At 72.6% G+C, this 26,773-nt stretch carries 26 protein-coding genes and 1 pseudogene; 12 read left to right on the top strand and 15 right to left on the bottom strand.

Features of this window, described 5'->3' with window-relative positions; genetic code table 11:
- Positions 1-22 precede the first annotated feature (22 nt).
- A complete protein-coding gene (locus SCK26_RS14350; RefSeq protein ID WP_318201707.1) occupies positions 23-1,654 on the bottom strand; it encodes a M48 family metalloprotease in 1,632 nt (543 codons plus the stop codon).
- Between the two features lie 235 nt (positions 1,655-1,889).
- Positions 1,890-3,008 (bottom strand): hypothetical protein, encoded by a 1,119-nt coding sequence (locus SCK26_RS14345; protein ID WP_318201706.1) that lies wholly within the window; start codon positions 3,006-3,008, stop codon positions 1,890-1,892.
- Between the two features lie 153 nt (positions 3,009-3,161).
- Between SCK26_RS14345 and SCK26_RS14340 the strand changes: the two genes are divergently transcribed.
- Positions 3,162-4,316 carry a cystathionine gamma-synthase gene (locus SCK26_RS14340; protein ID WP_318201705.1) on the top strand — a complete coding sequence of 385 codons (1,155 nt, stop codon included), beginning with the start codon at positions 3,162-3,164 and terminating at the stop codon, positions 4,314-4,316.
- A 25-nt stretch (positions 4,317-4,341) separates the two neighbouring features.
- Here SCK26_RS14340 and SCK26_RS14335 read toward each other — a convergent pair whose 3' ends face one another.
- The 3 genes from SCK26_RS14335 to SCK26_RS14325 all read right to left on the bottom strand — a co-directional run bounded on the left by SCK26_RS14335 (position 4,342) and on the right by SCK26_RS14325 (position 5,860).
- Positions 4,342-4,590: a hypothetical protein gene (locus tag SCK26_RS14335; protein WP_318206008.1), complete on the bottom strand. Its 249-nt coding sequence runs from the start codon at positions 4,588-4,590 to the stop codon at positions 4,342-4,344.
- 160 nt (positions 4,591-4,750) lie between these two features.
- Positions 4,751-5,254, bottom strand: a complete 504-nt coding sequence (locus SCK26_RS14330; RefSeq protein ID WP_318201704.1) for a sigma factor-like helix-turn-helix DNA-binding protein — start codon at positions 5,252-5,254, stop codon at positions 4,751-4,753.
- Between the two features lie 99 nt (positions 5,255-5,353).
- The gene (locus tag SCK26_RS14325; RefSeq protein WP_318206007.1) at positions 5,354-5,860 is read right to left on the bottom strand and encodes a MarR family transcriptional regulator; all 507 of its coding nucleotides are present in this window, start codon (positions 5,858-5,860) and stop codon (positions 5,354-5,356) included.
- 161 nt (positions 5,861-6,021) lie between these two features.
- Here SCK26_RS14325 and ilvA point away from each other — a divergent pair, with 161 nt between their 5' ends.
- From ilvA to SCK26_RS14310, 3 genes are all read left to right on the top strand, one after another.
- Positions 6,022-7,251, top strand: coding sequence for a threonine ammonia-lyase (ilvA, locus tag SCK26_RS14320; protein WP_318201703.1), 1,230 nt, complete (start codon positions 6,022-6,024; stop codon positions 7,249-7,251).
- Between the two features lie 222 nt (positions 7,252-7,473).
- Positions 7,474-8,475, top strand: coding sequence for an ATP-binding cassette domain-containing protein (locus tag SCK26_RS14315; RefSeq protein WP_318201702.1), 1,002 nt, complete (start codon positions 7,474-7,476; stop codon positions 8,473-8,475).
- Positions 8,472-9,329 (top strand): ABC transporter permease, encoded by an 858-nt coding sequence (locus SCK26_RS14310; RefSeq protein ID WP_318201701.1) that lies wholly within the window; start codon positions 8,472-8,474, stop codon positions 9,327-9,329. Before SCK26_RS14315 ends, SCK26_RS14310 begins: the two co-directional genes overlap by 4 nt.
- 127 nt (positions 9,330-9,456) lie before the next feature.
- Here the strand turns inward: SCK26_RS14310 and greA are convergent, their stop codons facing one another.
- Together greA and SCK26_RS14300 are read right to left on the bottom strand one after the other, a co-directional pair.
- Positions 9,457-9,954 carry a transcription elongation factor GreA gene (gene greA / locus SCK26_RS14305; protein ID WP_318201700.1) on the bottom strand — a complete coding sequence of 166 codons (498 nt, stop codon included), beginning with the start codon at positions 9,952-9,954 and terminating at the stop codon, positions 9,457-9,459.
- 194 nt (positions 9,955-10,148) lie between these two features.
- Complete coding sequence (locus SCK26_RS14300) at positions 10,149-10,547, bottom strand: DUF4307 domain-containing protein (protein WP_318201699.1); 399 nt, start codon at positions 10,545-10,547, stop codon at positions 10,149-10,151.
- A gap of 178 nt (positions 10,548-10,725) precedes the next feature.
- On the opposite strand from SCK26_RS14300, the gene mca reads away from it, so the two are divergent.
- From mca to SCK26_RS14285, 3 genes and pseudogenes are all read left to right on the top strand, one after another.
- Positions 10,726-11,586, top strand: coding sequence for a mycothiol conjugate amidase Mca (gene mca, locus SCK26_RS14295; RefSeq protein ID WP_318206006.1), 861 nt, complete (start codon positions 10,726-10,728; stop codon positions 11,584-11,586).
- Positions 11,579-11,821: a hypothetical protein gene (locus SCK26_RS14290; protein ID WP_318201698.1), complete on the top strand. Its 243-nt coding sequence runs from the start codon at positions 11,579-11,581 to the stop codon at positions 11,819-11,821. Before mca ends, SCK26_RS14290 begins: the two co-directional genes overlap by 8 nt.
- 257 nt (positions 11,822-12,078) lie before the next feature.
- Positions 12,079-12,234 (top strand): annotated as a pseudogene (locus SCK26_RS14285) (DUF255 domain-containing protein); the annotation flags it as partial.
- A gap of 33 nt (positions 12,235-12,267) precedes the next feature.
- On the opposite strand, the gene SCK26_RS14280 reads toward SCK26_RS14285, so the two are convergent.
- Together SCK26_RS14280 and SCK26_RS14275 are read right to left on the bottom strand one after the other, a co-directional pair.
- Positions 12,268-12,675, bottom strand: a complete 408-nt coding sequence (locus tag SCK26_RS14280; protein WP_318201697.1) for a type II toxin-antitoxin system VapC family toxin — start codon at positions 12,673-12,675, stop codon at positions 12,268-12,270.
- Positions 12,672-12,944 (bottom strand): hypothetical protein, encoded by a 273-nt coding sequence (locus SCK26_RS14275; RefSeq protein WP_318201696.1) that lies wholly within the window; start codon positions 12,942-12,944, stop codon positions 12,672-12,674. The genes SCK26_RS14280 and SCK26_RS14275 overlap by 4 nt, the downstream gene beginning before the upstream one ends.
- Before the next feature lie 232 nt (positions 12,945-13,176).
- Here SCK26_RS14275 and SCK26_RS14270 point away from each other — a divergent pair, with 232 nt between their 5' ends.
- Positions 13,177-15,210, top strand: coding sequence for a thioredoxin domain-containing protein (locus tag SCK26_RS14270; RefSeq protein ID WP_318201695.1), 2,034 nt, complete (start codon positions 13,177-13,179; stop codon positions 15,208-15,210).
- A gap of 45 nt (positions 15,211-15,255) precedes the next feature.
- Here SCK26_RS14270 and SCK26_RS14265 read toward each other — a convergent pair whose 3' ends face one another.
- The gene (locus SCK26_RS14265) at positions 15,256-15,990 is read right to left on the bottom strand and encodes a Mut7-C RNAse domain-containing protein (RefSeq protein ID WP_318201694.1); all 735 of its coding nucleotides are present in this window, start codon (positions 15,988-15,990) and stop codon (positions 15,256-15,258) included.
- A gap of 57 nt (positions 15,991-16,047) precedes the next feature.
- Positions 16,048-16,761, bottom strand: coding sequence for a PAQR family membrane homeostasis protein TrhA (gene trhA / locus SCK26_RS14260; RefSeq protein ID WP_318201693.1), 714 nt, complete (start codon positions 16,759-16,761; stop codon positions 16,048-16,050).
- Between the two features lie 290 nt (positions 16,762-17,051).
- On the opposite strand from trhA, the gene SCK26_RS14255 reads away from it, so the two are divergent.
- A complete protein-coding gene (locus tag SCK26_RS14255; RefSeq protein ID WP_318201692.1) occupies positions 17,052-18,875 on the top strand; it encodes a phosphoenolpyruvate carboxykinase (GTP) in 1,824 nt (607 codons plus the stop codon).
- Between the two features lie 484 nt (positions 18,876-19,359).
- Here the strand turns inward: SCK26_RS14255 and SCK26_RS14250 are convergent, their stop codons facing one another.
- Positions 19,360-19,776 carry a hypothetical protein gene (locus SCK26_RS14250; RefSeq protein WP_318201691.1) on the bottom strand — a complete coding sequence of 139 codons (417 nt, stop codon included), beginning with the start codon at positions 19,774-19,776 and terminating at the stop codon, positions 19,360-19,362.
- Positions 19,777-19,865: 89 nt separating this feature from the next.
- Positions 19,866-21,077, bottom strand: a complete 1,212-nt coding sequence (locus tag SCK26_RS14245) for a pyridoxal phosphate-dependent aminotransferase (RefSeq protein WP_318201690.1) — start codon at positions 21,075-21,077, stop codon at positions 19,866-19,868.
- Positions 21,078-21,201: 124 nt separating this feature from the next.
- Here SCK26_RS14245 and SCK26_RS14240 point away from each other — a divergent pair, with 124 nt between their 5' ends.
- From SCK26_RS14240 to SCK26_RS14230, 3 genes are all read left to right on the top strand, one after another.
- Positions 21,202-21,957 (top strand): hypothetical protein, encoded by a 756-nt coding sequence (locus SCK26_RS14240; protein WP_318201689.1) that lies wholly within the window; start codon positions 21,202-21,204, stop codon positions 21,955-21,957.
- A gap of 59 nt (positions 21,958-22,016) precedes the next feature.
- A complete protein-coding gene (locus SCK26_RS14235) occupies positions 22,017-22,715 on the top strand; it encodes a hypothetical protein (protein WP_318201688.1) in 699 nt (232 codons plus the stop codon).
- 111 nt (positions 22,716-22,826) lie between these two features.
- Positions 22,827-23,690: a serine protease gene (locus SCK26_RS14230; RefSeq protein ID WP_318201687.1), complete on the top strand. Its 864-nt coding sequence runs from the start codon at positions 22,827-22,829 to the stop codon at positions 23,688-23,690.
- Positions 23,691-23,697: 7 nt separating this feature from the next.
- On the opposite strand, the gene SCK26_RS14225 is transcribed toward SCK26_RS14230, so the two are convergent.
- Entirely contained in the window at positions 23,698-25,308 is a 1,611-nt protein-coding gene (locus SCK26_RS14225) for a D-aminoacylase (protein WP_318201686.1), read from the bottom strand.
- A 9-nt stretch (positions 25,309-25,317) separates the two neighbouring features.
- A complete protein-coding gene (locus tag SCK26_RS14220; protein ID WP_318201685.1) occupies positions 25,318-26,613 on the bottom strand; it encodes an amino acid deaminase in 1,296 nt (431 codons plus the stop codon).
- Positions 26,614-26,773 lie beyond the last annotated feature (160 nt).

Below are 26,773 nucleotides of genomic sequence, written 5' to 3'. Positions count from 1 at the left end.
CCGTGGTGGTGCGGGTGGCGGGTCAGGCGTGCTGGATCACCGGTGGCAGCAGCGCGCGCAGCCGGTCGGTGTCGGGGTGGTCGGCGACCGCGTCCTCCAGGGCCGCGTCCAGCACGGCCTCGGGGCTGTCGCCCTCCGCGCCCGCGCCCCAGCCGGGCAGCCGTACCGTCGCCGGGCCGGTCCAGGAGAACTCCCAGCGCAGCAGCGAACGGGCGCTGAACTCGGCCAGCACCATGGTGCGCAGCGAGCGGTGCAGCGTGGGCCGTACGAACGCGCGGAACGCCCGTCCCTTCGCGGCCGCCGCCTCCTCCGACAGCGGCAGCCGCTCCGCCAGCCGCCACAGCCGGCCGTCGTCGATGACGTCCAGCAGCGCGGCCAGCGTCGCCGGCTGCCCGGTGTACGCGGTCAGCGCCCGGTGCAGCGGGGTCCGCGCGGCGGACAGGTCCGCGGCCATCGAGGCGTTCAGCAGCTCTTCCCAGCCGGAGGCGCGCGGGTAGGCGAGCAGCTCGTCGAGGAGGACGGCGTCCTCCAGTGCGGCCAGGGTGCGCGCCGGGTCGGTCAGCAGCGCCAGTGCGGCTCCCGTGGCCTCGTCGGCGCGCCCGTCGGCGGGCAGCGCCTCGATCCGGCGCACGCGGTCGGCGGTCGGCGGGTGGGAGTCGTACGGCCCCACCGGCACCCGAGGCAGCTTCGTGCGGAGGCCCGCCGGCTCCGGTTCCCGGGCGGCCAGCAGCTGGCCGAAGCCGCCGAAGAACTCGCCGCGCGGCGGCAGCAGCCGGGCGGCGAGGCCCAGCGTGGCGTAGGAGTCCAGGTAGAAGTCGTGGGCGGCGGTCAGCGCCGGGATCTCGCGCAGCGCCGACGCGGTCGCGTCCCGGCCGGCGATCCGGGCGGCGGTCAGGTCGGCGGCGTACTCCTGGCCGCGCGCGGTGGACAGGGAGGCGCGCAGGTAGAGCTTGCCGTAGGCGGTGTAGATCCGGGCCATCGTCCGGTACGTCGCCCCGACGCCCGAGGTGTCGATCTCCTTGGCCTTCTTGCCCTTGGCCACCCGCTTGGCGGACGCCCTCTGCTGCCGGGTCCGGTCGGCGGCCACCTTGTCGTCCGCCTTGGCGTGGAACTGCCCGATGACCCGGCCGATCTGCACGCGCCCGCGCACCACGAGCGCGGACAGCCGGGTGTCACCGCCGGTGAAGTGCCCGAACTCGTGGGCGAGTACGGCGCGCAGCTGGGCCTCGGTCAGACCCGTCAGCAGCGGCACGCCGAGCGTGAGGTGCCGTGGGCCGGGGAGCAGGCCGAGCAGCCGCGGCTGCTCGCTGACGGACGCGTTGACCTCGCCGGTGAGCAGGACCCGGTCGGGGGCGCGGGTGCCGGCCGCCGCGGCCAGCTCCCGGACCAGCGCCCACAGCCGCGGTTCGGCGGCTTCGGTGACGGGGACGCCGGGCGGGTCCTCGCCCTTCGGGGTGCGCAGCATCAGCATGCCGCGTACGACGGGGATGGCCAGCAGTACCGTGACGAAGCCGACCTTCGCCGTGAGCGGGCCGTGGCCCCAGGTGAAGACGAGGACGTCGAGGCCGATCAGCGCGGCGAGCAGGACGAGGCTCAGCAGATAGAAGCCGAGCAGCAGAACGAGTGCGCGCAGCGCGCGCAGCATTGCGCCCATCGGGCAGATCCCCCCACAGGACCCCGGAAACGGGACATGGCGAAGCGGCGGAAAAGGACATGACGGCCGGACCGGGTCGGCGGACGGCCGGTGCGGGTGTTGCTGGTGATGTGGTGTGGATGGTGCTGGTGGTGCGGTGTGGGGGGAAGCGGAGTATGCCCTACCGCAGGTCAGAAGGGCAATGTGAGGAACATATAAAGGCGGGCGGCCCGGCCCGCCTGGCCGGCCGGCCCCGTCAGCCGGGCAGGCCCGCCGGGCTGCCGCCGTTGGACTCGTAACCGGCCACCGCCAGCGCGCGGTGCAGGGCGAAGGCGGCGGCAGGGTCGTCGGCCAGGGTCCACGGCAGCGCGCCCACATGCCCGTCGACGTGGACGAGCTGGTCCATGGCCTCGGCCCAGCGCTCGGCGCGGACCAGGAAGAAGACCAGCAGATGCCGGACGTGCGGGAGCGTCGGGTCGTCGGGGCCGGCGGCGTGCACCGCGTGCAGCGCGCCGTGGATCGCCTTGGTGACGACCTCGCTCTGGTAGAAGCTCGCGACCAGATTCACCTCGGGAAGGTGCTCGAACACCGCGAACAGCGGCAGCGCGGCGAGCAGCGAGCCCTCCGGCGCGCGGGCCGCCGCGTTCTCGGCGAAGGAGTAGGCCTGCGCACGCGAGCCGTGCCACTTCTCGCACCAGTAGTGCAGCGCGGCCAGATGCGCGCCCATGTGATACGGCGCACGGTCGAGGATCTTGGCCCACAGCTGCTCGAACTCGGCGGGCGGATAGGCCAGCCCGCGCCCGATGGACAGCTCTATGACGTACGGCACCGGATCGCCGGGCGCCAGCAGGGCGGCTTCCGCGCAGGCCTTGCGGGCCTCCTCCATGATGATCCGGAACTCGTCCGTGCCCGGTGTCGACGTCCGCCACGCCTGCTGCACCAGGAACTCCGCGTGCACGGCGGCGGCGCCCGCGTCCTTGGGCTTCTCCGCCCGCCACACCCGCAGCCACTGGCCGCCCGGCGTCTCGTGCACCCCGCCGGGCCGCTGCTGGAGTTCCAGCGCGGCGGCGCCGGCGAATGCCTGCACCCGCTGCCAGCGCAGCTCGCCCCGGGCCTCGGTGCCGGCCAGCAGCTGGGCGGCGGCCCGGTAGTCCTGGGTGCGCTGCACCAGGTCCAGGGTCTTCAGCAGGTCCTGGTCCGGGCCGGGCAGACGCACGTCCAGCTCCTCCTCGCGCAGGAAGCCGTAGGCCGCCGGGTCGGCGGCGTCCGGGTGTCCCGCCGGGACCCGCTGGATCCCGCCGCGCCCGCGCCGCAGAACCGGGAGCAGGACGAGGCTCAGCACGAGCAGCGCCATGAGCAGCCAGAGAATCGCCATGCATCAAGCGAACCAGACCCCGCCGACAATTGGCGAACCCCGCCGCCACCCTGTGGAAAACTCTCGATCAGAGCATGACAGCAATGTTGCAGAAGAGGGCGAAGACTCCTGCCGGGCGTCGGAAACCGGCCGGGCGCATTACGCTCGATGCACATGAGCGACAGGCACATCAGCGACCACTTCGAGACCCTCGCGATCCACGCGGGCAACACCGCGGACCCTCTCACCGGCGCGGTCGTCCCGCCGATCTACCAGGTGTCCACCTACAAGCAGGACGGCGTCGGCGGGCTGCGCGGCGGTTACGAGTACAGCCGCAGCGCCAACCCGACCCGGACCGCGCTGGAGGAGAACCTCGCCGCGCTGGACGGCGGCCGCCGCGGCCTCGCCTTCGCGTCGGGCCTGGCGGCCGAGGACACGCTGCTGCGTACGCTCCTCGGTCCCGGCGACCACGTGGTGATCCCCGACGACGCCTACGGCGGCACGTTCCGGCTCTTCGCCAAGGTGGCCACCCGCTGGGGCGTGGAGTGGTCCGTCGCCGACACCGCCGACCCGGCCGCCGTCCGGGCCGCGATCACCCCGAAGACGAAGGCCGTCTGGGTGGAGACCCCTTCCAACCCGCTGCTCGGCATCACGGACATCGCCGCCGTCGCCCAGGTCGCCCACGACGCGGGCGCGAAGCTCGTCGTCGACAACACCTTCGCGACCCCCTACCTCCAGCAGCCGCTGGCGCTCGGCGCCGACGTCGTCGTGTACTCGCTCACGAAGTACATGGGCGGCCACTCGGACGTCGTCGGCGGTGCGCTGGTCGTCGCGGACCAGGCGCTGGGCGAGGAACTGGCCTACCACCAGAACGCGATGGGCGCCGTGGCCGGCCCCTTCGACTCCTGGCTGGTGCTGCGCGGCACCAAGACCCTCGCGGTGCGCATGGACCGGCACGGCGAGAACGCCACGAAGATCGCCGACATGCTGACCCGGCACCCGCGCGTGACCCAGGTGTACTACCCGGGCCTGCCCGACCACCCCGGCCACGAGGTCGCCGCCAAGCAGATGAAATCGTTCGGCGGCATGGTGTCGTTCCGCGTCGCGGGCGGCGAGGAGGCCGCGCTCCAGGTGTGCGGCCGTACCGAGGTGTTCACCCTCGGCGAGTCCCTCGGCGGTGTCGAGTCCCTGATCGAGCACCCCGGCCGGATGACGCACGCCTCCGTGGCCGGCTCCCAGCTGGAGGTCCCGGCCGACCTGGTGCGCCTGTCCGTGGGCATCGAGAACGTCGATGACCTGCTGGAGGACCTCAAGCGGGCCCTCGGCTAGGCACGGCCCCACGGGCCGGGCGGGATCACCGGCCGGTGACCGGTGGAGTCGTCCGCGAGGGCGGCTCCACCCACGGCCGGGCCTCGGCCGCCCACACGGCGAACGCGAGGACCGCCGCGCACGCCAGCAGCCACAGCACCCGGCGCGCGAGCCGGCGGCGCCGCAGCAGCCGGTCCCCGCGGCGCACCGCGTCCGCGTACAGTGCCGGCGGCACCGGCGCGACGGCCCGGCCCAGCACCGCCCGCACGGCGTCCTCCCGCTCCCCGCGCCTCACCATGGCCTCCGGCACCGGCGGGGCGACGGCGGCCGGGCGCCCCGCGCCGGCCTCCCCGAGAGCGGACACGCGCGCGCGGGACGGCGACGCGCCCTCATGGCCGCGTATGCCATGCCGTGGGCCAGCACGCTTGTCCCTGCGCGCCTTCCGGGTGCGCGGGTCATGACGGGGCCGCCTTCGTGACCGCCCGGCCCGCCGGCGCCGGCCGGGCGGGGTGCAGCACGGTGGCCGTCGCGCGGTCGCAGACGGTGCGGACGCGCTCCGCGGGCAGGCCGAGCAGCGCCGCCGTCCGCTCCTCGGCCAGGCCCTCGTAGACCCGCAGCACCAGAACCAGCCGCTCCCGCGCGGTGAGCCCGGCGAGCGGGCCGCGCGGACCGGACCGGGCACGTCCGAAGGCGCCGGAGCGGTGCCAGACGGTGCGCGCGAAGCGGGTGGCGAGGTACTGGCGCGCGCAGTCGTACGGGTCATCGCCGCGCAGCCGGTCCCAGCGGGCGTAGGTGTGGGCGAGGGCGAGCGTCAGCAGGCGCCGTGCGCGCGGGTTGGCGTCCGGGGCCTCCGCGGTGAGCAGCGTGGCCGCGAGCAGCAGGCGCCCCGCCGCGCCCGCGACGAACGCCTCGAACTCCCGGGCCCGGCGCTCGTCGCGAGCCGGCTGCCGATCACGCACCGCGCCTCCCCTGACCGGGTCCGGTCCGGACCCGGTCTCATATCAAGCCAGGGGCGGCCCGGGGGTCAAGACGTGGGATCCCTCCGGTGCGGTCGCGGCTCAGGAGGCCGACGGCTGTTCCGCCGGCCCGACGCCCGGCACGGACATCCGCGCGGAGAGCGCGTGATTGAAGCGGGTCAGCAGCGTGCAGAACTGCTCGCGCTCCTCCGGCGCCCAGTCGTGTGTCAGCTCGGCCATGAGCTGACGCCGGGACGAGCGCACCTCCTCCAGCCGGACGGCGCCGCGCGGCGACAGCTGGAGCACCACCGCCCGCCCGTCCTCCGGGTGCGAGGTGCGCTTGACCAGGCCGGTGTCGACCAGCGGCGCCACCTGCCGGGTGACCGTGGAGGAGTCGATGCCCATGCTCGCCGCCAGCGCCTTGACCCCCATAGGGCCTTCCTTGTCGAGGCGGTTGAGCAGCAGATACGCGGCACGGTCCATGGAGTTGCGCACCTGGCCTACGCCGCCGAGCCGCGTCTGCTCGGCACGGCGGGCGAACACCGCCACCTCGTGCTGGAGGGATTCGAGAAGACCGGTGTCACCGACGGTCGTCATGTCCATCGACATTCCTGGTGTTGTGGGCATGGCCGGAGGCTCACTTCATGAGGGCTGCTGGGTTGGGGGACAGGGTACGCGGCCCGGGGCCGGCCCGTACCGGCGCTGGGCGAACCGGTCTCGCAGCTTGGTCACACCCGTCGTGCGCAAACGTGAACTGCGATGCTGGTGGCATGAACTACCGCACGGCCGGCTCCTTGCGCTCCGTCACCCTCGACGACGTGCGCGGCGCACGGAAGACGCTGTCGGGCGTGGCCCGGGTGACCGCGCTGGAGGGCAGCCGGTACCTGTCCCGGCTGGTCGGCGCGCCGGTGCACCTGAAGTGCGAGAACCTCCAGCGGACGGGTTCGTTCAAGCTGCGCGGCGCCTATGTGCGGATCGCCGGGCTGCTGCCGGAGGAGCGGGCCGCGGGAGTGGTGGCCGCGAGCGCCGGCAACCACGCGCAGGGCGTGGCGCTGGCCTCCTCGCTGCTGGGCGTGCACGCCACGGTGTTCATGCCGCAGGGCGCGCCGCTGCCGAAGGTCAGCGCGACCCGGGAGTACGGCGCCGAGGTGCGCCTGCACGGCCAGGTGGTCGACGAGACGCTGGCCGCCGCCGAGGAGTACGCGGCCCGGACCGGCGCGGTGTTCATCCATCCCTTCGACCACCCGGACGTGATCGCCGGTCAGGGCACGGTCGGCCTGGAGATCCTGGAGCAGTGTCCTCAGGCGCGCACGATCGTCGTCGGCATGGGCGGCGGCGGGCTCGCGGCCGGGATCGCGGTGGCGGTGAAGGCGCTGCGGCCGGACGTGCGGATCGTCGGCGTGCAGGCGGAGGGCGCCGCCTGCTATCCGCCCTCGCTGGCCGCCGGGCGCCCGGTGTCGCTGCGGAACCCGGTGACGATGGCCGACGGCATAAGGGTGGGACGGCCCGGCGTGGTGCCGTTCGGGATCGTCGGCGAGCTGGTCGACGAGGTGCGCACGGTCAGCGAGGACCAGTTGTCGGCGGCGCTGCTGCACTGCCTGGAGCGGGCCAAGCTGGTCGTGGAGCCGGCCGGGGCGAGCCCGGTCGCCGCGCTGCTGGCCGCGCCGGACGGCTTCGAGGGCCCGGTCGTCGCGGTGCTGTCCGGCGGCAACGTCGACCCGGTGCTGATGCAGCGCGTGCTGCGGCACGGCATGGCCGCGCAAGGGCGCTACCTGGCCGTGCGGCTGCGGCTGACGGACCGGCCGGGTGCGCTCGCCACGCTGCTCGGTGTGCTGTCGGCGGCCGACGCCAACGTCCTCGACGTGAGCCACGTCCGCACCGACCCCCGCCTCGGGCTCACGGAGGCGGAGGTCGAGCTGCACCTGGAGACCGGGGGCCCGGCGCACTGCGCGGAGGTCGGCCAGGCTCTGCGGGACGCCGGCTACACGGTCATCGCCTGACACCCATCGCCTGACGCCCGAGCGCCAACCACCCTTTCGGGTGAGGCCTCTTGAGAGACGCGATACATCGCGTTACGGTATCTCGTGTGGTCGCCGGTCCGCCTGTCCGTACCTGTGCGAGGGACGACCGCGCCTATGGGGAAAAGGGGGGCGCGGCCGGGCGAACACGCCTAACTTTTGCGAAGAGCCCGTCCCGAAATCCCCGACGACGTGGAGACAGACATGCCAGGGGCCATCTATGCCGAAGGCCTGGTGAAGACCTTCGGCGACGTAAGGGCACTGGACGGCGTCGACCTGGACGTGCCCGAGGGCACGGTCCTCGGCCTGCTCGGGCCGAACGGCGCCGGCAAGACGACGGCCGTCCGCTGCCTGACGACCCTGCTGCGCCCCGACAGCGGCAAGGCGGTCGTCGCGGGCGTGGACGTCCTGCGCCACCCCGACACCGTCCGCCGCTCCATCGGCCTGTCCGGCCAGTTCGCGGCGGTCGACGAGTATCTGACCGGCCGGGAGAACCTGCAGATGGTCGGGCAGCTGTACCAGATGAGGGCGAAGGCGGCCAAGGCCCGGGCGGCGGAGCTGCTGGAGCAGTTCCACCTCGCGGACGCCGCCGACCGGCCGGCCAAGACCTACTCCGGAGGCATGCGCCGCCGGCTGGACCTCGCCGCCGCCCTCGTGGTCTCCCCGCCGGTGATGTTCATGGACGAACCCACCACCGGCCTCGACCCGCGCAACCGCCAGCAGCTGTGGGAGGTCATCAAGCAACTGGTCTCCGGGGGTACGACACTGCTGCTCACCACGCAGTATCTGGAGGAGGCCGACCACCTCGCCCATGACATCGCGGTCGTCGACCACGGCCGGGTCATCGCCCAGGGCACCTCCGACCAGCTCAAGGCCCGCACCGGCGGCGAGCGCGTCGAGGTCGTGGTGCAGGACCGGGCCCGGATGGCGGCCGCCGCCGAGGTGCTGCGCGGCTTCGGCAAGGGCGGGACGACGGTCGAGGAGCACACCCGCAGGCTCACGGTGCCCGTCACCGGCGGTGCCAAGCTGCTCGCCGAGATCATCCGCGAGCTGGACACCCGGGGGATCGAGATAGCCGACATCGGGCTGCGCCGCCCCACCCTCGACGACGTCTTCCTGTCCCTGACGGGCCACGCTGCCGAAGACGCAGACCCGAGCCGGCGGGACGAACAGAACGAGCGGAGCGGCAAGGAGACCGTGAAATGAGCGCCCTCACCGAGGCGGCGCCCGCCGCCGCGCCCGGCAACGCCGTCGGCCGGTCCGTCCGGGACTCGCTGATCGTCGCCAAGCGGAACCTGATCCGCATGTCCAGAATCCCCGAAATGCTGATTTTCGGGCTGATCCAGCCGATCATGTTCGTGGTGCTGTTCACCTATGTGTTCGGCGGCTCCATGAAGATCGGCGCCAGCACCAGCGCGCTCGACTACAAGAACTTCCTGATGGCCGGCATCTTCGCGCAGACCGTCACCTTCGCCACCGCGGGTGCCGGCGCCGGCATCGCCGACGACATGCACAAGGGGCTCATCGACCGCTTCCGCTCGCTGCCCATGGCGCGCGGCGCGGTGCTGACCGGCCGCACCCTCGCCGACCTGGTGCAGACGGCGCTCACCGTGCTGGTCCTCGCGATCGTCGCGCTGCTGGTCGGGTGGCGGACCGGCTCCGACGGCGACACCGACGCCGGCCGCATCCTCGCCGGGTTCGGCCTGCTGCTCCTGCTCGGCTACGCGTTCACCTGGATCGGCGCGCTGATCGGCCTGACCGTGCGCACTCCGGAGGCGGCCACCTCCGGCGGGCTGGTCTGGCTCTTCCCGGTCACCTTCCTCTCCAACGCGTTCGTGGACACCGCCAACATGACGCCCTGGCTGCGCCACATAGCCGAGTGGAACCCGTTCAGCGCCACCGTGCAGGCGGCCCGTGTGCTGTTCGCCAACCCCGGGCGGTCCGCCTCGGGCGCCTGGCCGATGGAGCACCCGGTCTGGGCCTCGCTGATCTACTCGATCCTGATCACCGTCGTCTTCCGCACGCTCGCGGTGCGCAAGTACCGCTCCGCCACCGCCTGACCCGGTCCGGCGGGCCGGCCTCGCCCCGCCTCATCGGCCGGGCACCGGCCCGGGCACGACAGCACGGCAAAGCCCCCGGCCGCCCCTGAGGGGCGGCCGGGGGCCGGAAGCGAGCCAGCGGGCCGGATCAGCCGTTGTACGGCTCGGCCTTCAGGATCCGCACCGAGGCCTTCTTGCCGTTCGGCAGCTCGTACTGCGCGTCCTCGCCGACCTTGTGGCCGATGACGCCGGAACCCAGCGGGGACTGCGGCGAGTACGTCTCGATGTCGGCGCTCGCGTACTCGCGGGAGGCGAGCAGGAACGTCAGCGTGTCGTCCTCGTCACCGTCGAAGGCGATCGTGACGACCATGCCCGGCGCGACGGCACCGTCCGCGGCCGGCGCCTCGCCGACCTTGGCGTTCTCGAGGAGCTGGGTCAGCTGGCGCACGCGCAGCTCCTGCTTGCCCTGCTCCTCCTTGGCCGCGTGGTACCCGCCGTTCTCGCGCAGGTCGCCCTCCTCACGCGCAGCCGCGATCTTGGCGGCGATCTCCGTGCGCGCAGGACCAGTAAGGTACTCAAGCTCGTCCTTGAGCTTGTTGTACGCCTCCTGGGTCAGCCAGGTGACGTTCTCGCTGGTCTGGGTCACAGGGTGCTCCTCGTCGGTACTGGGAATACAAAGCATCGCCCTACCCAGAAGAATGTTCCCTCATGGATGGGCGAAACCACGAGCCTAACAATTCATGGGCGAAAGGGGGAGGACATAAGCCGTGTAAATCTCATCAACGCAGGTCAGTGCCTACGTATTCCGGGTGGGGCCGGGGAGTGTCCGAGGGGTCGCCGTCAGTCGGCGTGGCAGCCCAGCAGCTCGGCCGTCGTCCCCCGGGAGGTCGTCCGAAGCGTGACGACCTTGTCGACGCGCGTGTCCGGACCGGTGAAGCGGAAGTCGGCCCGGCCCACCTCGGCGCCCTCCTCCGACTGGGACCGCACGGTGCAGTAGCCGGACGCACCGGCGTCCTTGCGGACCTCCAGATGGACCCGGACCGCGTCGTCGGACGCCTGGAAGGCGATGACCTGGGCGCTGATCTCGTTCCGCGCCACATAGTGGTAGGCGAAGTAACCGACCAGGGCGAGCAGTGCCGCGCCCAGCACCAAGGCGGCGATCTTGAGCTTGCGGTCGGCGCGCTCGTCCGAGGCGCGGCCGTAGCGGCCCTCGGGCAGCCGCGTGCTCGCGGTACTCATGATCGTCCTCTCCGCGGAATTATTCGCCCCCCGCTTGGGTCACTATAGAAGCTCCCACCTGTCACCCGACCGCCACCCTCAACGACGTCCCTTCGGGACGGCACCTGTTTGATCGCACCCGGAGCCACGGGGGCGCCGAGTTACCGAGGATTGAGTCTTGACTGACCAGTTGCGACTGATGGCCGTTCACGCGCACCCCGACGACGAGTCGAGCAAGGGCGCGGCCACCATGGCGAAGTACGTGTCCGAGGGGGTGGACGTGCTGGTGGTGACCTGCACCGGCGGAGAACGCGGATCCATCCTCAATCCCAAGCTCCAGGGCGACGCCTACATCGAGGAGCACATCCACGAGGTACGCAAGAAGGAGATGGACGAGGCCCGCGAGATCCTCGGCGTCAAGCAGGAGTGGCTGGGCTTCGTCGACTCCGGCCTGCCGGAGGGCGACCCGCTGCCCCCGCTGCCCGAGGGCTGCTTCGCGCTGGAGGACGTCGACCGGGCGGCCGGCGAGCTGGTGCGCAAGATCCGCTCCTTCCGTCCGCAGGTGATCACCACCTACGACGAGAACGGCGGGTATCCGCACCCCGACCACATCATGACCCACAAGATCTCCATGGTGGCGTTCGAGGGCGCGGCGGACACCGGGAAGTATCCCGAGGACGAGTACGGGCCCGCCTACCAGCCGCTGAAGCTGTACTACAACCAGGGCTTCAACCGTCCCCGCACCGAGGCGCTGCACCAGGCCATGCTCGACCGCGGCCTGGAGTCGCCGTACGGGGACTGGCTCAAGCGCTGGGACGAGATGCAGCGCACCGAGCGCACCCTCACCACGCACGTCCCCTGCGCGGACTTCTTCGAGATCCGCGACAAGGCGCTGATCGCCCACGCCACGCAGATCGACCCGGACGGCGGCTGGTTCAAGGTGCCGCTGGAGCTCCAGAAGGAGGTCTGGCCCACCGAGGAGTACGAGCTGGCGAAGTCTCTGGTCGATACCTCCCTCCCCGAGGACGACCTCTTCGCGGGCATCCGGGACAATGCCTGACATGAGCGCAAGCGTGAGCCTCGCAATGACGCACCTGGTCCCCCTCGCCAAGGAGGTGGACCAGAACAAGGTCACCCCCGGTGTCCTCGGCTTCATCGTCTTCGCGGTGATGGCCGTGGCCGTCTGGGGCCTGATGAAGTCGATGAGCAAGCACATGCAGAAGGTCGACTTCAAGGAGGCCCCGGACACCGGGGCGGAGCCGGCCGGGAAGAAGGCCGGTTCCCCGGCGCAGTAGACCGGCCCCGGGGCTCACCGTCCCGCCGCGCCGCCACCCCGTACACCCACGGGCGTGGCGGTCCGGAGCCATGCGCAGCCGCCGGTCCCGCCGGGCGGCCACCGGCCGTACGCCCCGCTCCGGCGGCAGGGCGTGCGCCGGCGCGCACCACGACGCCTGCCGGCCGCCGCAGCCGCCCGCGTGAGGAGCGCCGTACGGGGCGCGCTCGGGGCTCCCGCGGTCCTCCGTGCCGCCGGGGCCCGTGGGAGAGCGGAACGGTGAACCGACTGGCCCATGAGACGTCCCCGTATCTGCTCCAGCACGCCGACAACCCCGTCGACTGGTGGCCGTGGTCGGCCGAGGCCTTCGCGGAGGCCCGCAGGACGAACAGACCGGTCCTGCTGAGCGTCGGGTACAGCAGCTGCCACTGGTGCCAGTGAACTCGCGAACCCAGTAGTCGGCGGTGCTCACACCTCTCTGATGATCACGCGGTTCCCGCAGAGCTTCGACCAGTCATCGCGGTCGGAAGTCAGGACGATCACGGGGGCTGGGACGCGGAGCGCGAGCGCGGCGACGAGGGCGTCGATCGCGTACTTGTGCCCGTGCAGCCCGCCTGCGTCCTGAAGCAGCTCCACCGCGGTCAGGGAGTCCTCCTGGCTGACCGGTTCCACCCGCAACCGGGAGAGCACCCACTTCAAGCGCGCCAGATCGGTCTTCCCGTGCACGGCTTCGACGATGGTCAGCGCAGACACGAGGACGGGAACTCCGACCTGCCGGGATGCCTCGATGCGAGCGGCCATCTTGCGGTCGTTGCGCAGGAGCAGGGAGAGCGCCTCGGAGTCGAGCACCAGCGAGCGGGCCGGCTGCTCCTTCACGCAACGCCCCGCTCGACATCCCTGGCGTTCTCGTCCCCGAACAGCTCGCGACGAGCGGTTTCGATCTCGTGCTCTGTGAGCGCGCCGTGCACTTCCTCGTGGGCCGCGACGATCTCGGCGAGCCCGTCCATGGCGAGCTGGTGCCTGACGGCTTCGGTGATGTAGCCGGACAGTCCGCGACGACCGGTTCGAGAGCGGAGCTCACTGACCAGTTCGGCGGGCATGGACACGGAGATGTTCTCAGTGGTCCCGGCTCGGGTCGGCTTCATGCCCAAAGTGTAGGACAACCTCTATTACAAGGAGAGGGTTCCGTCGCCTCCCGCGAGCCACGTTTTCTCCTGATCTTTTACTGGAGCGAAGCAGGTGGGACAGCGGGGGACCCGGATCGAGAAGGAGAACCCCTGCCCTCTCTGCCGGCCGGCTCCCCGGGCCGCCCCCGCGCTTCGGGCGCGTCCCGGTGACCGTGCGCCGATTCCGGGGTACTGCGGCAGGATGGGCACCATGCGGAACCGACTGGCCCATGAGACGTCCCCGTATCTGCTCCAGCACGCCGACAACCCCGTCGACTGGTGGCCGTGGTCGGCCGAGGCCTTCGCGGAGGCCCGCAGGACGAACAGACCGGTCCTGCTGAGCGTCGGGTACAGCAGCTGCCACTGGTGTCACGTCATGGCCCACGAGTCCTTCGAGGACCGGGCCACCGCCGACTACCTGAACGAGCACTTCGTCAGCGTCAAGGTCGACCGCGAGGAGCGGCCGGACGTGGACGCGGTGTACATGGAGGCCGTCCAGGCGGCCACCGGGCACGGCGGATGGCCCATGACCGTCTTCCTCACGCCCGACGCCGAGCCCTTCTACTTCGGCACCTACTTCCCGCCGGCCCCGCGCCACGGCATGCCCTCCTTCCGGCAGGTGCTGGAGGGCGTCCAGCAGGCCTGGACCACCCGGCACGACGAGGTCAGCGAGGTCGCCGGGAAGATCGTCCGCGATCTCGCCCAGCGAGAGATCGTCCGGCAGGCCGCCGAGGCGCCCGGTGAGCAGGAACTCGCGCAGGCCCTGCTCGGCCTCACCCGCGAGTACGACCCGCAGCGCGGCGGATTCGGCGGCGCGCCCAAGTTCCCGCCGTCCATGGTGCTGGAGTTCCTGCTGCGCCACCACGCCCGCACGGGCGCCGAAGGCGCGCTGCAGATGGCCGCGGACACCTGTGAGCGGATGGCGCGGGGCGGGATCTACGACCAGCTCGGCGGCGGGTTCGCCCGCTACTCCGTCGACCGGGACTGGGTCGTGCCGCACTTCGAGAAGATGCTCTACGACAACGCCCTGCTGTGCCGGGTCTACGCCCACCTGTGGCGGGCCACCGGCTCGGACCTCGCCCGGCGGGTCGCGCTGGAGACCGCCGACTTCCTCGTCCGCGAACTGCGCACGCCCGAGGGCGGGTTCGCCTCCGCCCTGGACGCCGACAGCGACGACGGCACCGGACGGCACGTGGAGGGGGCGTACTACGTGTGGACGCCCGGGGAACTGCGCGACGTCCTCGGCGACGACGCCGCACTCGCCGCCCAGTACTTCGGCGTGACCGAGGAGGGCACCTTCGAGCACGGCCGGTCCGTGCTGCAACTGCCGCAGACCGAAGGGGTCTTCGACGCGGAGAAGGTCGCCTCTGTCCGGCGCCGGCTGCTCGACGCCCGCGCCCTGCGGCCCGCCCCCGGCCGGGACGACAAGGTCGTCGCCGCCTGGAACGGGCTCGCCGTCGCCGCGCTCGCCGAGACCGGTGCCTACTTCGGCCGGCCCGACCTGGTCGAGGCCGCGGTCGGCGCCGCCGACCTGCTGGTCCGCGTCCACCTGGACGACCACGCCCGTCTCGCCCGCACCAGCAAGGACGGCCGGGTCGGCCCCAACGCGGGTGTGCTGGAGGACTACGGCGACGTCGCCGAGGGCTTCCTCGCGCTCGCCTCGGTCACCGGCGAGGGCGTCTGGCTGGAGTTCGCCGGACTGCTGCTCGACCATGTCATGGACCGGTTCGCCGACCCGGAGACCGGCGCCCTGTTCGACACCGCCTCCGACGCCGAGCGGCTGATCCGCCGGCCCCAGGACCCCACCGACAACGCCGCCCCCTCCGGCTGGACCGCCGCGGCCGGCGCCCTGCTGAGCTACGCCGCCCACACCGGCTCCGAGCCCCACCGGGCCGCCGCCGAGCGGGCCCTGGGCGTCGTGAAGACCCTCGGGCCGCGCGTGCCGCGGTTCATCGGATGGGGGCTGGCCGTGGCCGAGGCGCTGCTCGACGGGCCGCGCGAGGTGGCCGTCGTGGGACCCGGCCCGGACGACGAGCGGACGGCCGCCCTGTACCGTACGGCCCTGCTGGGCGCCGCCCCGGGGGCCGTCGTCGCCTGCGGCATCCCGGACAGCGACGAGTTCCCGCTGCTGGCCGGCCGCACCCTCGTCGACGGTGCCCCGGCCGCGTACGTCTGCCGGGGCTTCGTCTGCGACCTGCCGGTGACGGACCCGCAGGCCCTGCGGACGCGGCTGACCGCCTCCTGAACGAGGGCCACGGCCGCCGCGCGGGCGCGGAGGAGTGAGCGGCCGTCAGCTGCGGGCCGCGCCGCGCCGGTTCAGGGCGCGCTCCACGATGGCCTCCAGCTGGTCGTGGTGCGCGCCCTTCCAGTACGCGCGGCCGCAGTCCGCGCACCGGGCGAACACGTCGTAGGTGCGCTGGGTGCCGCTCTTGAGCTGGTCGGCGACCTCTTCCTTGGCGGCGTCCCGCAGCAGGCCGTTGCACGCGGTGCAGCGGGTCCAGGGACGCAGCTCGGGGGCGAAGCGGTCGAGGACGTCGTCCAGCTGGTCGTCGGGGCGGGTGCTGTAGACGAACGCGCCGGCCCACAGCTCCCGGCGGCGCAGCAGCCCCCGGTCGCGGCTGAGCATCACCCGCTTCTCGGCCGCCGAGCGGGCGGCCAGCGCCGGGTCGCCGATGTCCGTCGACTCGTACGCCGTGTCCACGCCGAGCAGCCGCAGCCGGCGGGCCAGCGTGCCGAGGTGGACGTCGAGGAGGAAGCGCAGCGGCGCGCCGGGCACCCGCTGCGGTCGTTCCACCGGCCGGATGAGGACCCGCTCGGCCGCCCCCGGGATGTGTCCGGGCGCGACCGGGCGGCCGTCCACGACCAGGGTGCCGACCTCGGTGAGCGGGATGCCGAGGGACTCGACGACATGGCCGAGCGTCGAGACGCCGTCCGTGGCCACCGGTGTGGACCCGCGGCGGCGGGCGGCCGGCACGAACAGATGCAGTCCGGGGTCGACTTCGACGTGGATCTCGGTTCCGTTCACCCGGCCAGCATGGCACGGGATGCCGCGCGGACCTGGCGTTTTTCTCCGGGAAGCGGCTTACGCGTGCTGGTAGGCGACCAGGGAGATGCCGACGTAGTGCACGACGAACGCGGCGAGGGTGAGGGAGTGGAAGACCTCGTGGAAGCCGAACCAGCGCGGTGACGGGTTGGGGCGCTTGATGCCGTAGATCACGCCGCCGGCGCTGTACAGCAGGCCGCCGACCACGACCAGGACCAGGACGGCGATGCCGCCGGTGCGCAGGAAGTCCGGCAGGAAGAACACGGCGGCCCAGCCCATCGCGATGTAGCAGGGCGTGTACAGCCAGCGCGGGGCGCCGACCCAGAAGACGCGGAAGACGATGCCGGCCGCGGCGGCGGCCCAGATGCTCCAGAGCAGCCAGCGGCCCTTCCCGCCGGGCAGGAGCAGCAGGGTCAGCGGGGTGTAGGTGCCCGCGATGATCAGGAAGATGTTGGCGTGATCCAGGCGGCGCAGCACGCCGTCCATGCGGGGGCTCCAGTTGCCCCGGTGGTACAGCGCGCTGACACCGAAGAGCAGACACGCCGTCAGGGCGTAGACGCCGCAGGCTATGCGGCCTCTGGTCGAGTCGGCGAGCGCGGTGAGTACGAGGCCCGCGACGAGCGCGGCCGGGAACATGCCCAGGTGCAGCCAGCCGCGGAGACGGGGCTTGACCGGATGCGGCAGGGAAAGCGCGACGGGACCGCGGCCGGCGGCCGGCGTGTCCGTGGGCGCGTCGGGGACGGACGCAGTCATGCGGGGATGGTACCCAGGCTGCCGTAAATCGATCGTCAATGTATACGCATCCACGCCACCTCGAAGATCCGTTGGCAAAAAGTCCTTCAGGCGAACCCAACGTGGACGCAAAACGACCTGGACATCGTGGCATTCCTCACGCCGCTCACCTGTGATGCCCCCTGGACAGATGGGCACTAGACTCGGATGATCAAATGAGTGCGGTCGGCACCGGATGAGCGGGCTACGAAGCATCCGGGTCGCGGCCCCCACGGGGCGAACCAACAAAAAACCCTCACTTAGGAGCAATCGTGGCGCGCGACAACGCGGCTCCCACCGTCGTCCCCACCAAGCACCGGGAACTGATCTCCTGGGTCAACGAGATCGCCGAACTGACGCAGCCGGACAGCGTGGTCTGGTGCGACGGCTCCGAGGCCGAGTACGAGCGGCTGTGCGAGGAACTGGTCGCCAAGGGAACGTTCAAGAAGCTGGACCCGGTCAAGCGCCCGCACTCCTACTACGCCGCCTCGGACCCGACCGACGTCGCGCGCGTCGAGGACCGCACCTTCATCTGCTCCGACAAGGAGGAGGACGCGGGCCCGACCAACCACTGGAAGGCGCCCGCCGAGATGCGGGAGATCTTCACCGGCGACCAGGGCCTGTTCCGCGGCTCGATGCGGGGCCGCACGATGTACGTCGTCCCGTTCTGCATGGGCCCGCTCGGCTCCCCGCTGTCCGCGCTGGGCGTGGAGATCACCGACTCCGCCTACGTGGCCGTCTCCATGCGCACGATGACGCGCATGGGCCGGGCCGTCCTGGACGAGCTGGGCGACGAGGGCTTCTTCGTCAAGGCCGTCCACACGCTCGGCGCCCCGCTGGAGCCGGGCCAGGAGGACGTCCCCTGGCCCTGCAACGCGACCAAGTACATCTCGCACTTCCCCGAGAGCCGCGAGATCTGGTCCTACGGCTCCGGCTACGGCGGCAACGCCCTGCTCGGCAAGAAGTGCTACGCGCTGCGCATCGCCTCGGTCATGGCGCGTGACGAGGGCTGGCTGGCCGAGCACATGCTGATCCTGAAGCTCACCCCGCCGCAGGGCGAGGCCAAGTACGTCGCCGCCGCCTTCCCCTCCGCCTGCGGCAAGACCAACCTCGCCATGCTGGAGCCCACGATCTCCGGCTGGACGGTGGAGACCGTCGGCGACGACATCGCGTGGATGCGGTTCGGCGAGGACGGCCGCCTGTACGCGATCAACCCCGAGGCGGGCTTCTTCGGCGTCGCGCCCGGCACCGGCGAGCACACCAACGCCAACGCGATGAAGACGCTGTGGGGCAACGCGGTCTTCACCAACGTCGCGCTCACCGACGACGGCGACGTGTGGTGGGAGGGCATGACCGAGGAACCCCCGGCCCGCCTCACCGACTGGAAGGGCAACGACTGGACGCCGCAGTCGCAGACCCCGGCCGCCCACCCCAACGCCCGCTTCACCGTGCCGGCCGCGCAGTGCCCGACCATCGCGCCCGAGTGGGAGGACCCCAAGGGCGTGCCGATCTCCGCGATCCTCTTCGGCGGCCGCCGCGCCTCGGCCGTGCCGCTGGTGACGGAGTCCTTCGACTGGAACCACGGCGTCTTCCTCGGCGCCAACGTGGCCTCCGAGAAGACCGCGGCGGCCGAGGGCAAGGTCGGCGAGCTGCGCCGCGACCCGTTCGCGATGCTGCCGTTCTGCGGCTACAACATGGGCGACTACATGGCCCACTGGATCGACGTGGCCAAGGACAAGGACCAGTCCAGGCTGCCGAAGATCTACTACGTCAACTGGTTCCGCAAGGACGACGACGGCAGGTTCGTCTGGCCGGGCTTCGGCGAGAACTCCCGCGTCCTGAAGTGGATCGTGGAGCGGCTGGAGGGCAGGGCCGAGGGCGTCGAGACGCCGATCGGCGTCCTGCCGACCAAGGAGGCGCTGGACACCGACGGGCTCGAACTGCCCGAGGCCGACCTGGACTTCCTGCTCACCGTGGACAAGGAGGTCTGGCGTGAGGAGGCCGCCCTGGTCCCCGGGCACCTGAACACCTTCGGCGACCACACGCCGAAGGAGCTGTGGGACCAGTACCACGCGCTGGTGGAGCGCCTGGGCTGAGGCCCGCGCACGAAGACTCCGCGGCCGGTCCGGATGTGCCCTGACCAGCGATCGTCACGACCGGCCGCGGTGACCGCCCGCCCGGGGCCCCGCACAACGGCGTGCGGGGCCCCGGGCTTTCGGCTGCCCGGGTCCTTCGGCGTCCGGTCCGGCCGAGGACTCCCCGGCCGGCGCGAAAATCGGCCGGCGGCCCGAAGGGCGCGTGCCGGCGCTTCCGGGGCCGACCGCGCCGTCCCGGAGCGGGCCCGGTTCCCGGTCGGCGTTCAGGGCCTCGATCACACGTGCGGCAGGCTCTTCACCGACGGAGACGGTCCTGCGGCTCCGCGCCGGACCGGCCTGGCCGGCGGCGGGGGACGGCCGTCGTCCGGGCGGTCCGGTCCCGGCAGCGGAGGAGGCGGGCCGGCCGGCGGGGTGAGTGGCACCCGGTCCGCGCGTCGCTGCGGGTGCGCGCGGACCGGGGCCGTCAGGGGACCCCTCGGCGGGGTCAGCGGGCCGGGCTGAGTGTCTTCGGGTCGGTCTCGGCGACGGCGTGGGCGTCCATCCGCTCGGCCGCGAGGATGGCCGCCGCGGTGTCCGCGCGGGAGGCGGCGACCACCAGGGCGCGTCCGGCGAGCGTGTGCGCCCGCCGGTGCAGTGCGGCCGGGTCGCCCGCCGCGGCCGGCGCCGCGCGCAGCGGCGCCCGCCCGCCGCGCAGCCGGGCCACCTGGGCCGCGAGGCGCTCCGCGGCGGTGTCCAGGTCGGCGGACGAGGTCAGGGCGCGCAGTTCGTCGGTGACCGCGAGCAGCGCGGCGAGGTGTCCGGCGAGCTGGATGTCCAGCTCCTCCTCGCGCGACCGGTGGGGGAAGTCGCAGGAAGTGCCGGCCATCGTGTGGACCGACTTGGTGCGGATCGGTTCGTACATGGGGGATGGCCTCCTGTGCTGTGACAGGAAACCATCTTAGCTTGGATTTCGTCTAAAGTTGAGTCGAGTCACGGAGTGGAGTCCGCCGGCTACGGCTGGCCGTATCCGTCCAGGAAGGTGCCGATGCGGGTGATCGCGTCCCGGAGATCGCCGACCGTCGGCAGGGTCACCACCCGGAAGTGGTCCGGCTCCGGCCAGTTGAAGCCCGTGCCGTGGACGACCATGATCTTCTCCTGCCGCAGCAGGTCCAGCACCAGCTGCCGGTCGTCCTTGACCTTGAAGACCTGGGGGTCCAGCCGCGGGAAGAGGTACAGCGCGCCCTTGGGCCGCACACAGCTCACGCCGGGGATTTGGGTCAGCAGGTCGTAGGCGACGTCCATCTGCTCCTTCAGCCGCCCGCCCGGCAGCACCAGGTCGTTGATCGTCTGGCGTCCGCTGAGCGCGGCGACCACCCCGTGCTGGCCCGGCATGTTGGCACACAGCCGCATGTTCGCCAGGATCGTCAGGCCCTCGATGTAGGAGTCGGCGTGGGCGCGCGGGCCGGAGACCGACATCCAGCCGACGCGGTAGCCGGCCACCCGGTACGCCTTCGACATGCCGTTGAAGGTGAGGGTGAGCAGATCGGGGGCGACCTTCGCGGTGGGGGTGTGCGTGGTGCCGTCGTAGAGGATCTTGTCGTAGATCTCGTCCGAGCAGACCAGCAGGTTGTGCCGGCGGGCGATGTCCGTCAGGCCCTTGAGCACTTCCTCGTCGTAGACCGCGCCCGTGGGGTTGTTCGGGTTGATGACGACGATCGCCTTGGTGCGGTCGGTGACCTTGCGCTCGATGTCGGCCAGGTCGGGCATCCAGTCGGACTGCTCGTCGCAGCGGTAGTGCACCGCCGTGCCGCCGGACAGCGAGACGGCCGCCGTCCACAGCGGGTAGTCCGGGGCCGGTACGAGCACCTCGTCGCCGTCGTCCAGCAGGCCCTGCATCGCCATCACGATCAGCTCGGAGACGCCGTTGCCGATGAAGACGTGCTCGACGTCCGTCTCGATGCCGATGGTCTGGTTGTGCATCACGACCGCGCGGCGGGCGGCGAGCAGGCCCTTGGCGTCGCCGTAGCCGTGCGCGGTGGAGACGTTGCGGAGGATGTCCTCCAGGATCTCCGGCGGGCACTCGAAGCCGAAGGCGGCCGGGTTGCCGGTGTTGAGCTTGAGGATGCGGTGGCCTGCCGCCTCCAGTCGCATGGCCTCTTCGAGAACCGGGCCCCGGATCTCGTAACAGACGTTGGCGAGCTTGGTCGACTGGATCACCTGCATGCCGTGAGCTTACGGCCCGCTCCCGCCTCATGGGCGGTGTTTTCCACCACGCGAGACGCGAAGGATGCCCGGAAAACGCCGCCGGATGTCTTCCGGGGCCCTTGCGTCCCTAGAATCCGCTGACATGTCCACGGAACGGGAGTACGAGGCGGGAGCGCACGACCCGCACGGAGCGGGCGGCACGCCCGGCATCCGGCCGAACGTGTACCACCCGCTGCCGGCTCCGGCCCCCGCGTACGAGGAGTACGCCGACCCGGCCGCCGCGCACGGCTGGCAGAACGACTACGACGCGACGCGCGAGCTGCCGCCGGCGGCCGGGGAGCCCCCGCGCGCCGTGCGCCGGGCCGGGCCTCCTCGGCCCGAGCCGGGTGCGGACCGGGCCGGGCGGAGGCGGGCGCGGCGGCGCGCGGGCGGGCGCCGCCGGGCGGTGGTCGCGGCCGGCGCGCTCGCGGCGGCGGCCGGCACGGTCGCGGTGATCGCCGCGATGTCCGGCGCGGGCTCCCCGGACGAGTCCCGGCCCGCCGGCGGGAGCCGGATCGCCGACGGCCCCGCGACGGACGGCCCCGCGGCGACCGGCGAAGGCGCGCCCACCACGGCGCCGTCCGCGTCGGCTCCGGTCTCCTCCGCCGGTTCCGCCGGTTCCGCCGTGGCCACGCCGTCGGCCGCGACCGCCCGTCCGGCCGCCGTCCCGCGCCCGAGCACCACTCCGAGCCGCCCGGACGACGGCCCGCGGACCGCCACCGCGTCCGCCGTCGTCCGGCCCGCCACTCCCACGGCCGGCGCCTCGCCCACGGCCTCGCCCACCGCCTCGCCGGCGTTCGGCCACGACGGCCGCCACGGCTGGGGCCACGACCACGACACGCCGAGGTGGCCCCGCTGACCGTCCGCACGCGACGCCGTTTCCCGGCAGAGGAGTCGGCCGCCGTGTGAAGTGGCGCCATGAGCGAACGAGTGTCCGGAGCCGATCGTGACGGGCAGGGGGACGTGCTCGTCGGCGACGAGGAGCGGGAGCGGGCCGTCGAGCGCGCACGGGCCGCCGTGGCGGACGGCGGCTGCCGCTGGACGATCCGGACGGCCGCCTCGACCGGATCCACGCCGCATCCACGCCGCATCCACGCCGCCCGGACGCGGCGCGAGGTGCGGGCGGCCGCGAGCGGGCTGCCGGAACCGGGGCCCAGGGACGCGCTGGTGGTGGGCACCGCGCCCGCGTCCCGGTGGGCGCCGGGCGTGTTCGGCGGGTTCCGGCGGGACGGCGGATGGGTGGTGCCGTCCCGGTTCACCGCCTGGTCGGTGTGGGGCGGCGGCCGGCTCGATCCGACCGAGGCCCGCTTCGCCGCCCGGGAGACGGCGGTCCGGGCCGTGGCCCTGTGGGGCGGCACCGGGATCGTCGTGCCGGACGGCATCGACGTCGAGGTCGAGGGCTTCGGCCTGTTCGGCGTGTTCGGCGGACGCGAGACGCGGGCCGGCCGGGACGGCACGGCCGGGCGTCCCGCGCGCCGTCGTCAAGGGCCTCGCGCTCTTCTGAGCCGTCGTCACCAAGCCGAACCGCGGGTGAATCCTCCGCCGCGAGGTTGGGGCGATCCTCCGTCCCGGCGCCGGGGAAACCTTCCGTCCCGGCGCCGAGGGAAACCCCTATGACCCGCCGCCCCTTCTTGTCCCGGCCCCTCTCTGCTGCTGAGAATGCGCATGACAACCGTGTGGGCGGCCGGAAGACCTCCGGTCGCCTCCGTCGTACGAGGGGACCCCCACGTGAACAAGCCTCTCCTTGCCGCGCTCTCCACCCTGGCGACCGTCGGGCTGGGCGCCACCCCGGCGCTGGCCGCGCCGCACACCACCGCCCCGCACGCCTCCGCCCCGCACTCCGCCAAGGCCGCCGCGGTCACCGTCGACTTCGCCGGCACCGTCTCGCTCAGCAACTGCTCCGGCTCCGTCATCCGCTTCCCGGGCTCCGCCGACACCGACCCGGCCCTGGTGCTGACCAACGGCCACTGCCTGGAGACCGGCATGCCGAGCGCCGGCCAGGTCATCACCGGCCAGTCCTCCAGCCGCACCTTCGGCCTGCTGAACTCCGCCGGCACCAAGATCGCCACCCTCCGCGCCAACCAGGTCGTCTACTCGACCATGACCGACACGGACGTCACGATCTACCGCACCACCACCACGTACGCGGCGATCAAGAGCTCCTACGGCATCAGCCCGCTCACCGTGCAGGACACCCACCCGGTGGCCGGCACCGCCATCAAGGTGGTCTCCGGCTACTGGAAGCGCATCTACAGCTGCAACATCGACGGGTTCGTGTACCGGCTGAAGGAGGGCGACTGGACCTTCAAGGACTCGGTCCGCTACACCTCCGCCTGCAACACCATCGGCGGCACCTCGGGTTCCCCGGTGATCGACGCCGCCACCGGCAAGGTCGTCGCCGTCAACAACACCGGCAACGAGGACGGGGGGCGGTGCACGGTGAACAACCCGTGCGAGGTCGACGCGAGCGGCAACGTCACCGTCCGCCAGGGCATCAACTACGCCCAGGAGACCTACAACATCCCGGCCTGCTTCACCACCGGCAACAAGCTCAACCTGAGTGCGGCCGGCTGCACCCTGCCCAAGCCGTAAGCACGGCTCACAGCGGCGTACGGCGGACGGAGCGGCCCGGCAGGGCATCCGTCCGCCGGCCGTCCTCGATGACGAACCGGCCGTCGACCAGCACGTACGGGATGCCCGTCGGCAGCCGGCGCGGCTCGGCGAAGGTGGCACCGGGCCCGACCGTGCGAGGGTCGAACAGCACCAGGTCGGCCCGGTACCCCTCGCGCACCAGCCCGCGGTCCGGCAGCCGCAGCCGCGCCGCCGGCCGGGAGGTGAGGTGGGCCACGCACTCCTCCAGCGTCAGCACGCCCGCCTCCCGCACGTAGTGGCCGAGATAGCGCGGGAAGGTGCCGTACGCCCGCGGGTGCGGCTTGCTGCCGCGCAGGATGCCGTCGGAGCCGCCGGTGTGCGCGCGGTGCCGCATGATCGCGCGGACGTTCTCCTCGTGGCCGACGTGCTGGAGGATCGTCGTGCCGAGCCGGTCCCGCACCAGCAGGCGGCGGGCGGTGTCCCAGGGCGTCTCGCCGCGCAGGTCCGCCGCCTGCCGGACGGTGCGGCCCACGAGGTCGCCGAGCGCCGGGTCGGCCACCCCGGAGATCTCGATCGTCTCCCACTCCACCGGCACGCCGTGGCAGCCGTCGGAGCCGGTGACCTCCAGGTCGTGCCGGATCCGCCCGGCCGTCACCGGGTCGGCGAGCCGGGCCAGGATCTCCTCCGGCCCGCCCTCGCTCGACCAGCTCGGCAGCAGCGCGGCGAGGGTGGTGCAGCCGGGGGTGTAGGGATAGGTGTCCAGGGTGAGGTCCGCGCCCGCGTCCAGGGCCCGGTCGAGCAGCGCCAGCAGCTCCGGCGCCCGGCCCTCGTTCACCCCGAAGTTCATCGTCGCGTGCGCCAGGTGCAGCGGGCAGTCCGCCTCCCGGGCGAGGTCGACCATCTCGGCGTACGCCTCCAGCGCGCCGGCGCCGTAGGAGCGGTGGTGCGGGCAGTAGTAGCCGCCGTAGGAGCCCACCACCCGGCACAGCGCGGTCAGTTCGGCGTCCCGCGCGTACATGCCCGGCGTGTACGTCAGCCCGGACGACATGCCCACCGCGCCCTGCTCCAGCCCCTCCGCGACCAGCCGCCGCATCCGGTCCAGCTCCTCGGGCGTGGCCGCGCGGTCCTCCCAGCCGACCACGAGCGCCCGGACCGTGCCCTGGGGGACCAGATAGGCCGCGTTCACGGCGATGCCTCGGTCCAGCCGGTCCAGGTACCCGCCCACCGACCGCCAGTCGAAGTCGACGTCCTCGCCGTACCCGTTCCACCCGGTGATCGCCCGCCGCACCTCTTGCAGCGTGCGGTCGTCCACCGGGGCGTACGACAGCCCGTCCTGGCCGAGGACCTCCAGCGTGACCCCCTGCGCGGCCTTCGCGCTGTGGTCGGGGTCGCGCAGCAGGGCCAGGTCGGAGTGGGCGTGCATGTCGATGAAGCCGGGGGAGAGGACCAGGCCCTCCGCGTCGATCTCCCGTACCGCACGCGGGCGCTGGCAGCCGGCCGCGGCGGCCTCCTTGACGATCGAGACGATGCGGCCGGCGTCGATCACGACATCGGCGCGGTACGCGTCCGCCCCGCTGCCGTCGACGACGTCGGCGTCCCGGATGACCAGGTCCTCCACGCGGGCCTCCTAGAAGAACGTACGGATGTAGTCCACGACCGTGCCGTCCGCCTCGGCCACCGGGATCAGCTGCCACTTGTCGAAGGACGTGCACGGGTGGGACAGGCCGAAGCCGATCCAGTCGCCGACCTCGACGTCCGCCTCCGGGTCCGTGCGCAGCCAGGTGTGCTGGTCGGACAGGCCGGTGACGGTGATGCCGGCGGCCGGGCGCTCCTCGCCGTCCCGGCGTACCACCTGGGCGGTGGGCAGGTCCAGGTCGTAGGCCGCGTCCCGCTTGCCCGCGTTGGCGAAGGCCTGCCCGGCGGCGGGCCGGGAGACGACCCGCGCCCACAGCCGGAAGGCGGGCTCCAGCGCGCCCTCCTCGGGGACCCGGCCGAACGGCGTGAGCCTGCGGTAGTGCCCGTCGTCGTGCGAGACGTACGCGCCCGAGCGCAGCAGCTTCAGCACCGGCTTCGACAGCGCGGGAATCCCGGCGAAGACCTCGGCGACCGCGTCGAACCAGGCGCTGCCGCCCGCGCTCACCACGATCTCGTCCACCGCGCCGAACCGCCCGGCCCGGTCCAGCCCGGCGGCCAGCGCCACCAGCCGCCGCAGGTACGCCCGCACCCGCTCCGGATCCGCCTGCGGCACCTCGCCCTCGTACCCCGCCACGCCGACCAGGCGCAGGGCCGGCACGGCGGCCACGGCCGCGGCGACCTCCTCGGCCTCCGCCTCCGTGCGCACGCCGGTGCGCGCACCCTCGCCCGCGCCCAGCTCCACGACCACGTCCACCGGGCGGGCGGCGCCGCGCAGGGCCGTGTCCATCAGCTCCACTCCGCGCACCGAGTCGACGTAGCAGACGAACCGGAACTCCGGGTCGGCGGCCAGCTCGGCGGCGATCCAGCGCAGGGCGGGGGCGTCCACCAGCTCGTTGGCGAGGAAGACCCGCCGGACGCCGAACGCCCGGGCGACGCGCACCTGGTGGGGCACCGCCAGGGTGATCCCCCATGCGCCGTGCTCGATCTGGCGGTGGAAGAGCTGCGGGGCCATGGAGGTCTTGCCGTGCGGGGCGAAGGCCAGGCCGTGCCGGGCGGTGTAGGTCTCCATCAGCGCGAGGTTGTGCGCCAGGCGCTCGGCGGACAGCGCGAGGACGGGTGTGGTGAAGCCGTCGCCGTCCCGGAAGAGGTTGCGGCGCTGGGCGGCCAGCTCGGCGACGGTCAGGCCGTCGGCGTCCGGCGGGAGGCCCTTGAAGCGGTGGTCGACACGTTCCTCGGCGAGGCGGGCCAGGCGCTGGGCGGCCTGGCGGGCGAGCGCTTCGGTGCTCATGGAGCCCCTCTCCCGGTCGTTGCGATATGTGCAACGACCATTGCGTGTGCTGCTTACTGGTGTCTAGCATCTCGCCGAACACCGGGTCAACGGAGCCGCCGCCCCGGTCATCGACAGGAGTCATCATCGACGACGCTGCTTACGCCCCGGCCGTTGCGCG

The organism is Streptomyces sp. SCL15-4 (genome assembly GCF_033366695.1).
GTDB lineage: Bacteria > Actinomycetota > Actinomycetes > Streptomycetales > Streptomycetaceae > Streptomyces.
The sequence above is the reverse complement of the archived record's forward strand: the minus strand, read 5'-3'. Positions and strand labels throughout refer to the sequence as shown.

Excerpts from the sequence above, each read along its gene's own strand:
- SCK26_RS14290 (WP_318201698.1), top strand. The coding sequence starts at position 11,579 with ATGCCTGACATGAGCGCAAGCGTGAGCCTCGCAATGACGCACCTGGTC.
- SCK26_RS14310 (WP_318201701.1), top strand. The coding sequence starts at position 8,472 with ATGAGCGCCCTCACCGAGGCGGCGCCCGCCGCCGCGCCCGGCAACGCC.
- trhA (WP_318201693.1), bottom strand. The coding sequence starts at position 16,761 with ATGACTGCGTCCGTCCCCGACGCGCCCACGGACACGCCGGCCGCCGGC.
- SCK26_RS14235 (WP_318201688.1), top strand. The coding sequence starts at position 22,017 with ATGAGCGAACGAGTGTCCGGAGCCGATCGTGACGGGCAGGGGGACGTG.
- SCK26_RS14325 (WP_318206007.1), bottom strand. The coding sequence starts at position 5,860 with ATGTCGATGGACATGACGACCGTCGGTGACACCGGTCTTCTCGAATCC.
- ilvA (WP_318201703.1), top strand. The coding sequence starts at position 6,022 with ATGAACTACCGCACGGCCGGCTCCTTGCGCTCCGTCACCCTCGACGAC.
- SCK26_RS14345 (WP_318201706.1), bottom strand. The coding sequence starts at position 3,008 with ATGGCGATTCTCTGGCTGCTCATGGCGCTGCTCGTGCTGAGCCTCGTC.
- SCK26_RS14240 (WP_318201689.1), top strand. The coding sequence starts at position 21,202 with ATGTCCACGGAACGGGAGTACGAGGCGGGAGCGCACGACCCGCACGGA.
- SCK26_RS14245 (WP_318201690.1), bottom strand. The coding sequence starts at position 21,077 with ATGCAGGTGATCCAGTCGACCAAGCTCGCCAACGTCTGTTACGAGATC.
- SCK26_RS14220 (WP_318201685.1), bottom strand. The coding sequence starts at position 26,613 with ATGAGCACCGAAGCGCTCGCCCGCCAGGCCGCCCAGCGCCTGGCCCGC.
- SCK26_RS14270 (WP_318201695.1), top strand. The coding sequence starts at position 13,177 with ATGCGGAACCGACTGGCCCATGAGACGTCCCCGTATCTGCTCCAGCAC.
- SCK26_RS14250 (WP_318201691.1), bottom strand. The coding sequence starts at position 19,776 with ATGTACGAACCGATCCGCACCAAGTCGGTCCACACGATGGCCGGCACT.
- SCK26_RS14350 (WP_318201707.1), bottom strand. The coding sequence starts at position 1,654 with ATGGGCGCAATGCTGCGCGCGCTGCGCGCACTCGTTCTGCTGCTCGGC.
- SCK26_RS14340 (WP_318201705.1), top strand. The coding sequence starts at position 3,162 with ATGAGCGACAGGCACATCAGCGACCACTTCGAGACCCTCGCGATCCAC.
- SCK26_RS14275 (WP_318201696.1), bottom strand. The coding sequence starts at position 12,944 with ATGAAGCCGACCCGAGCCGGGACCACTGAGAACATCTCCGTGTCCATG.
- SCK26_RS14315 (WP_318201702.1), top strand. The coding sequence starts at position 7,474 with ATGCCAGGGGCCATCTATGCCGAAGGCCTGGTGAAGACCTTCGGCGAC.
- mca (WP_318206006.1), top strand. The coding sequence starts at position 10,726 with ATGGCCGTTCACGCGCACCCCGACGACGAGTCGAGCAAGGGCGCGGCC.
- SCK26_RS14300 (WP_318201699.1), bottom strand. The coding sequence starts at position 10,547 with ATGAGTACCGCGAGCACGCGGCTGCCCGAGGGCCGCTACGGCCGCGCC.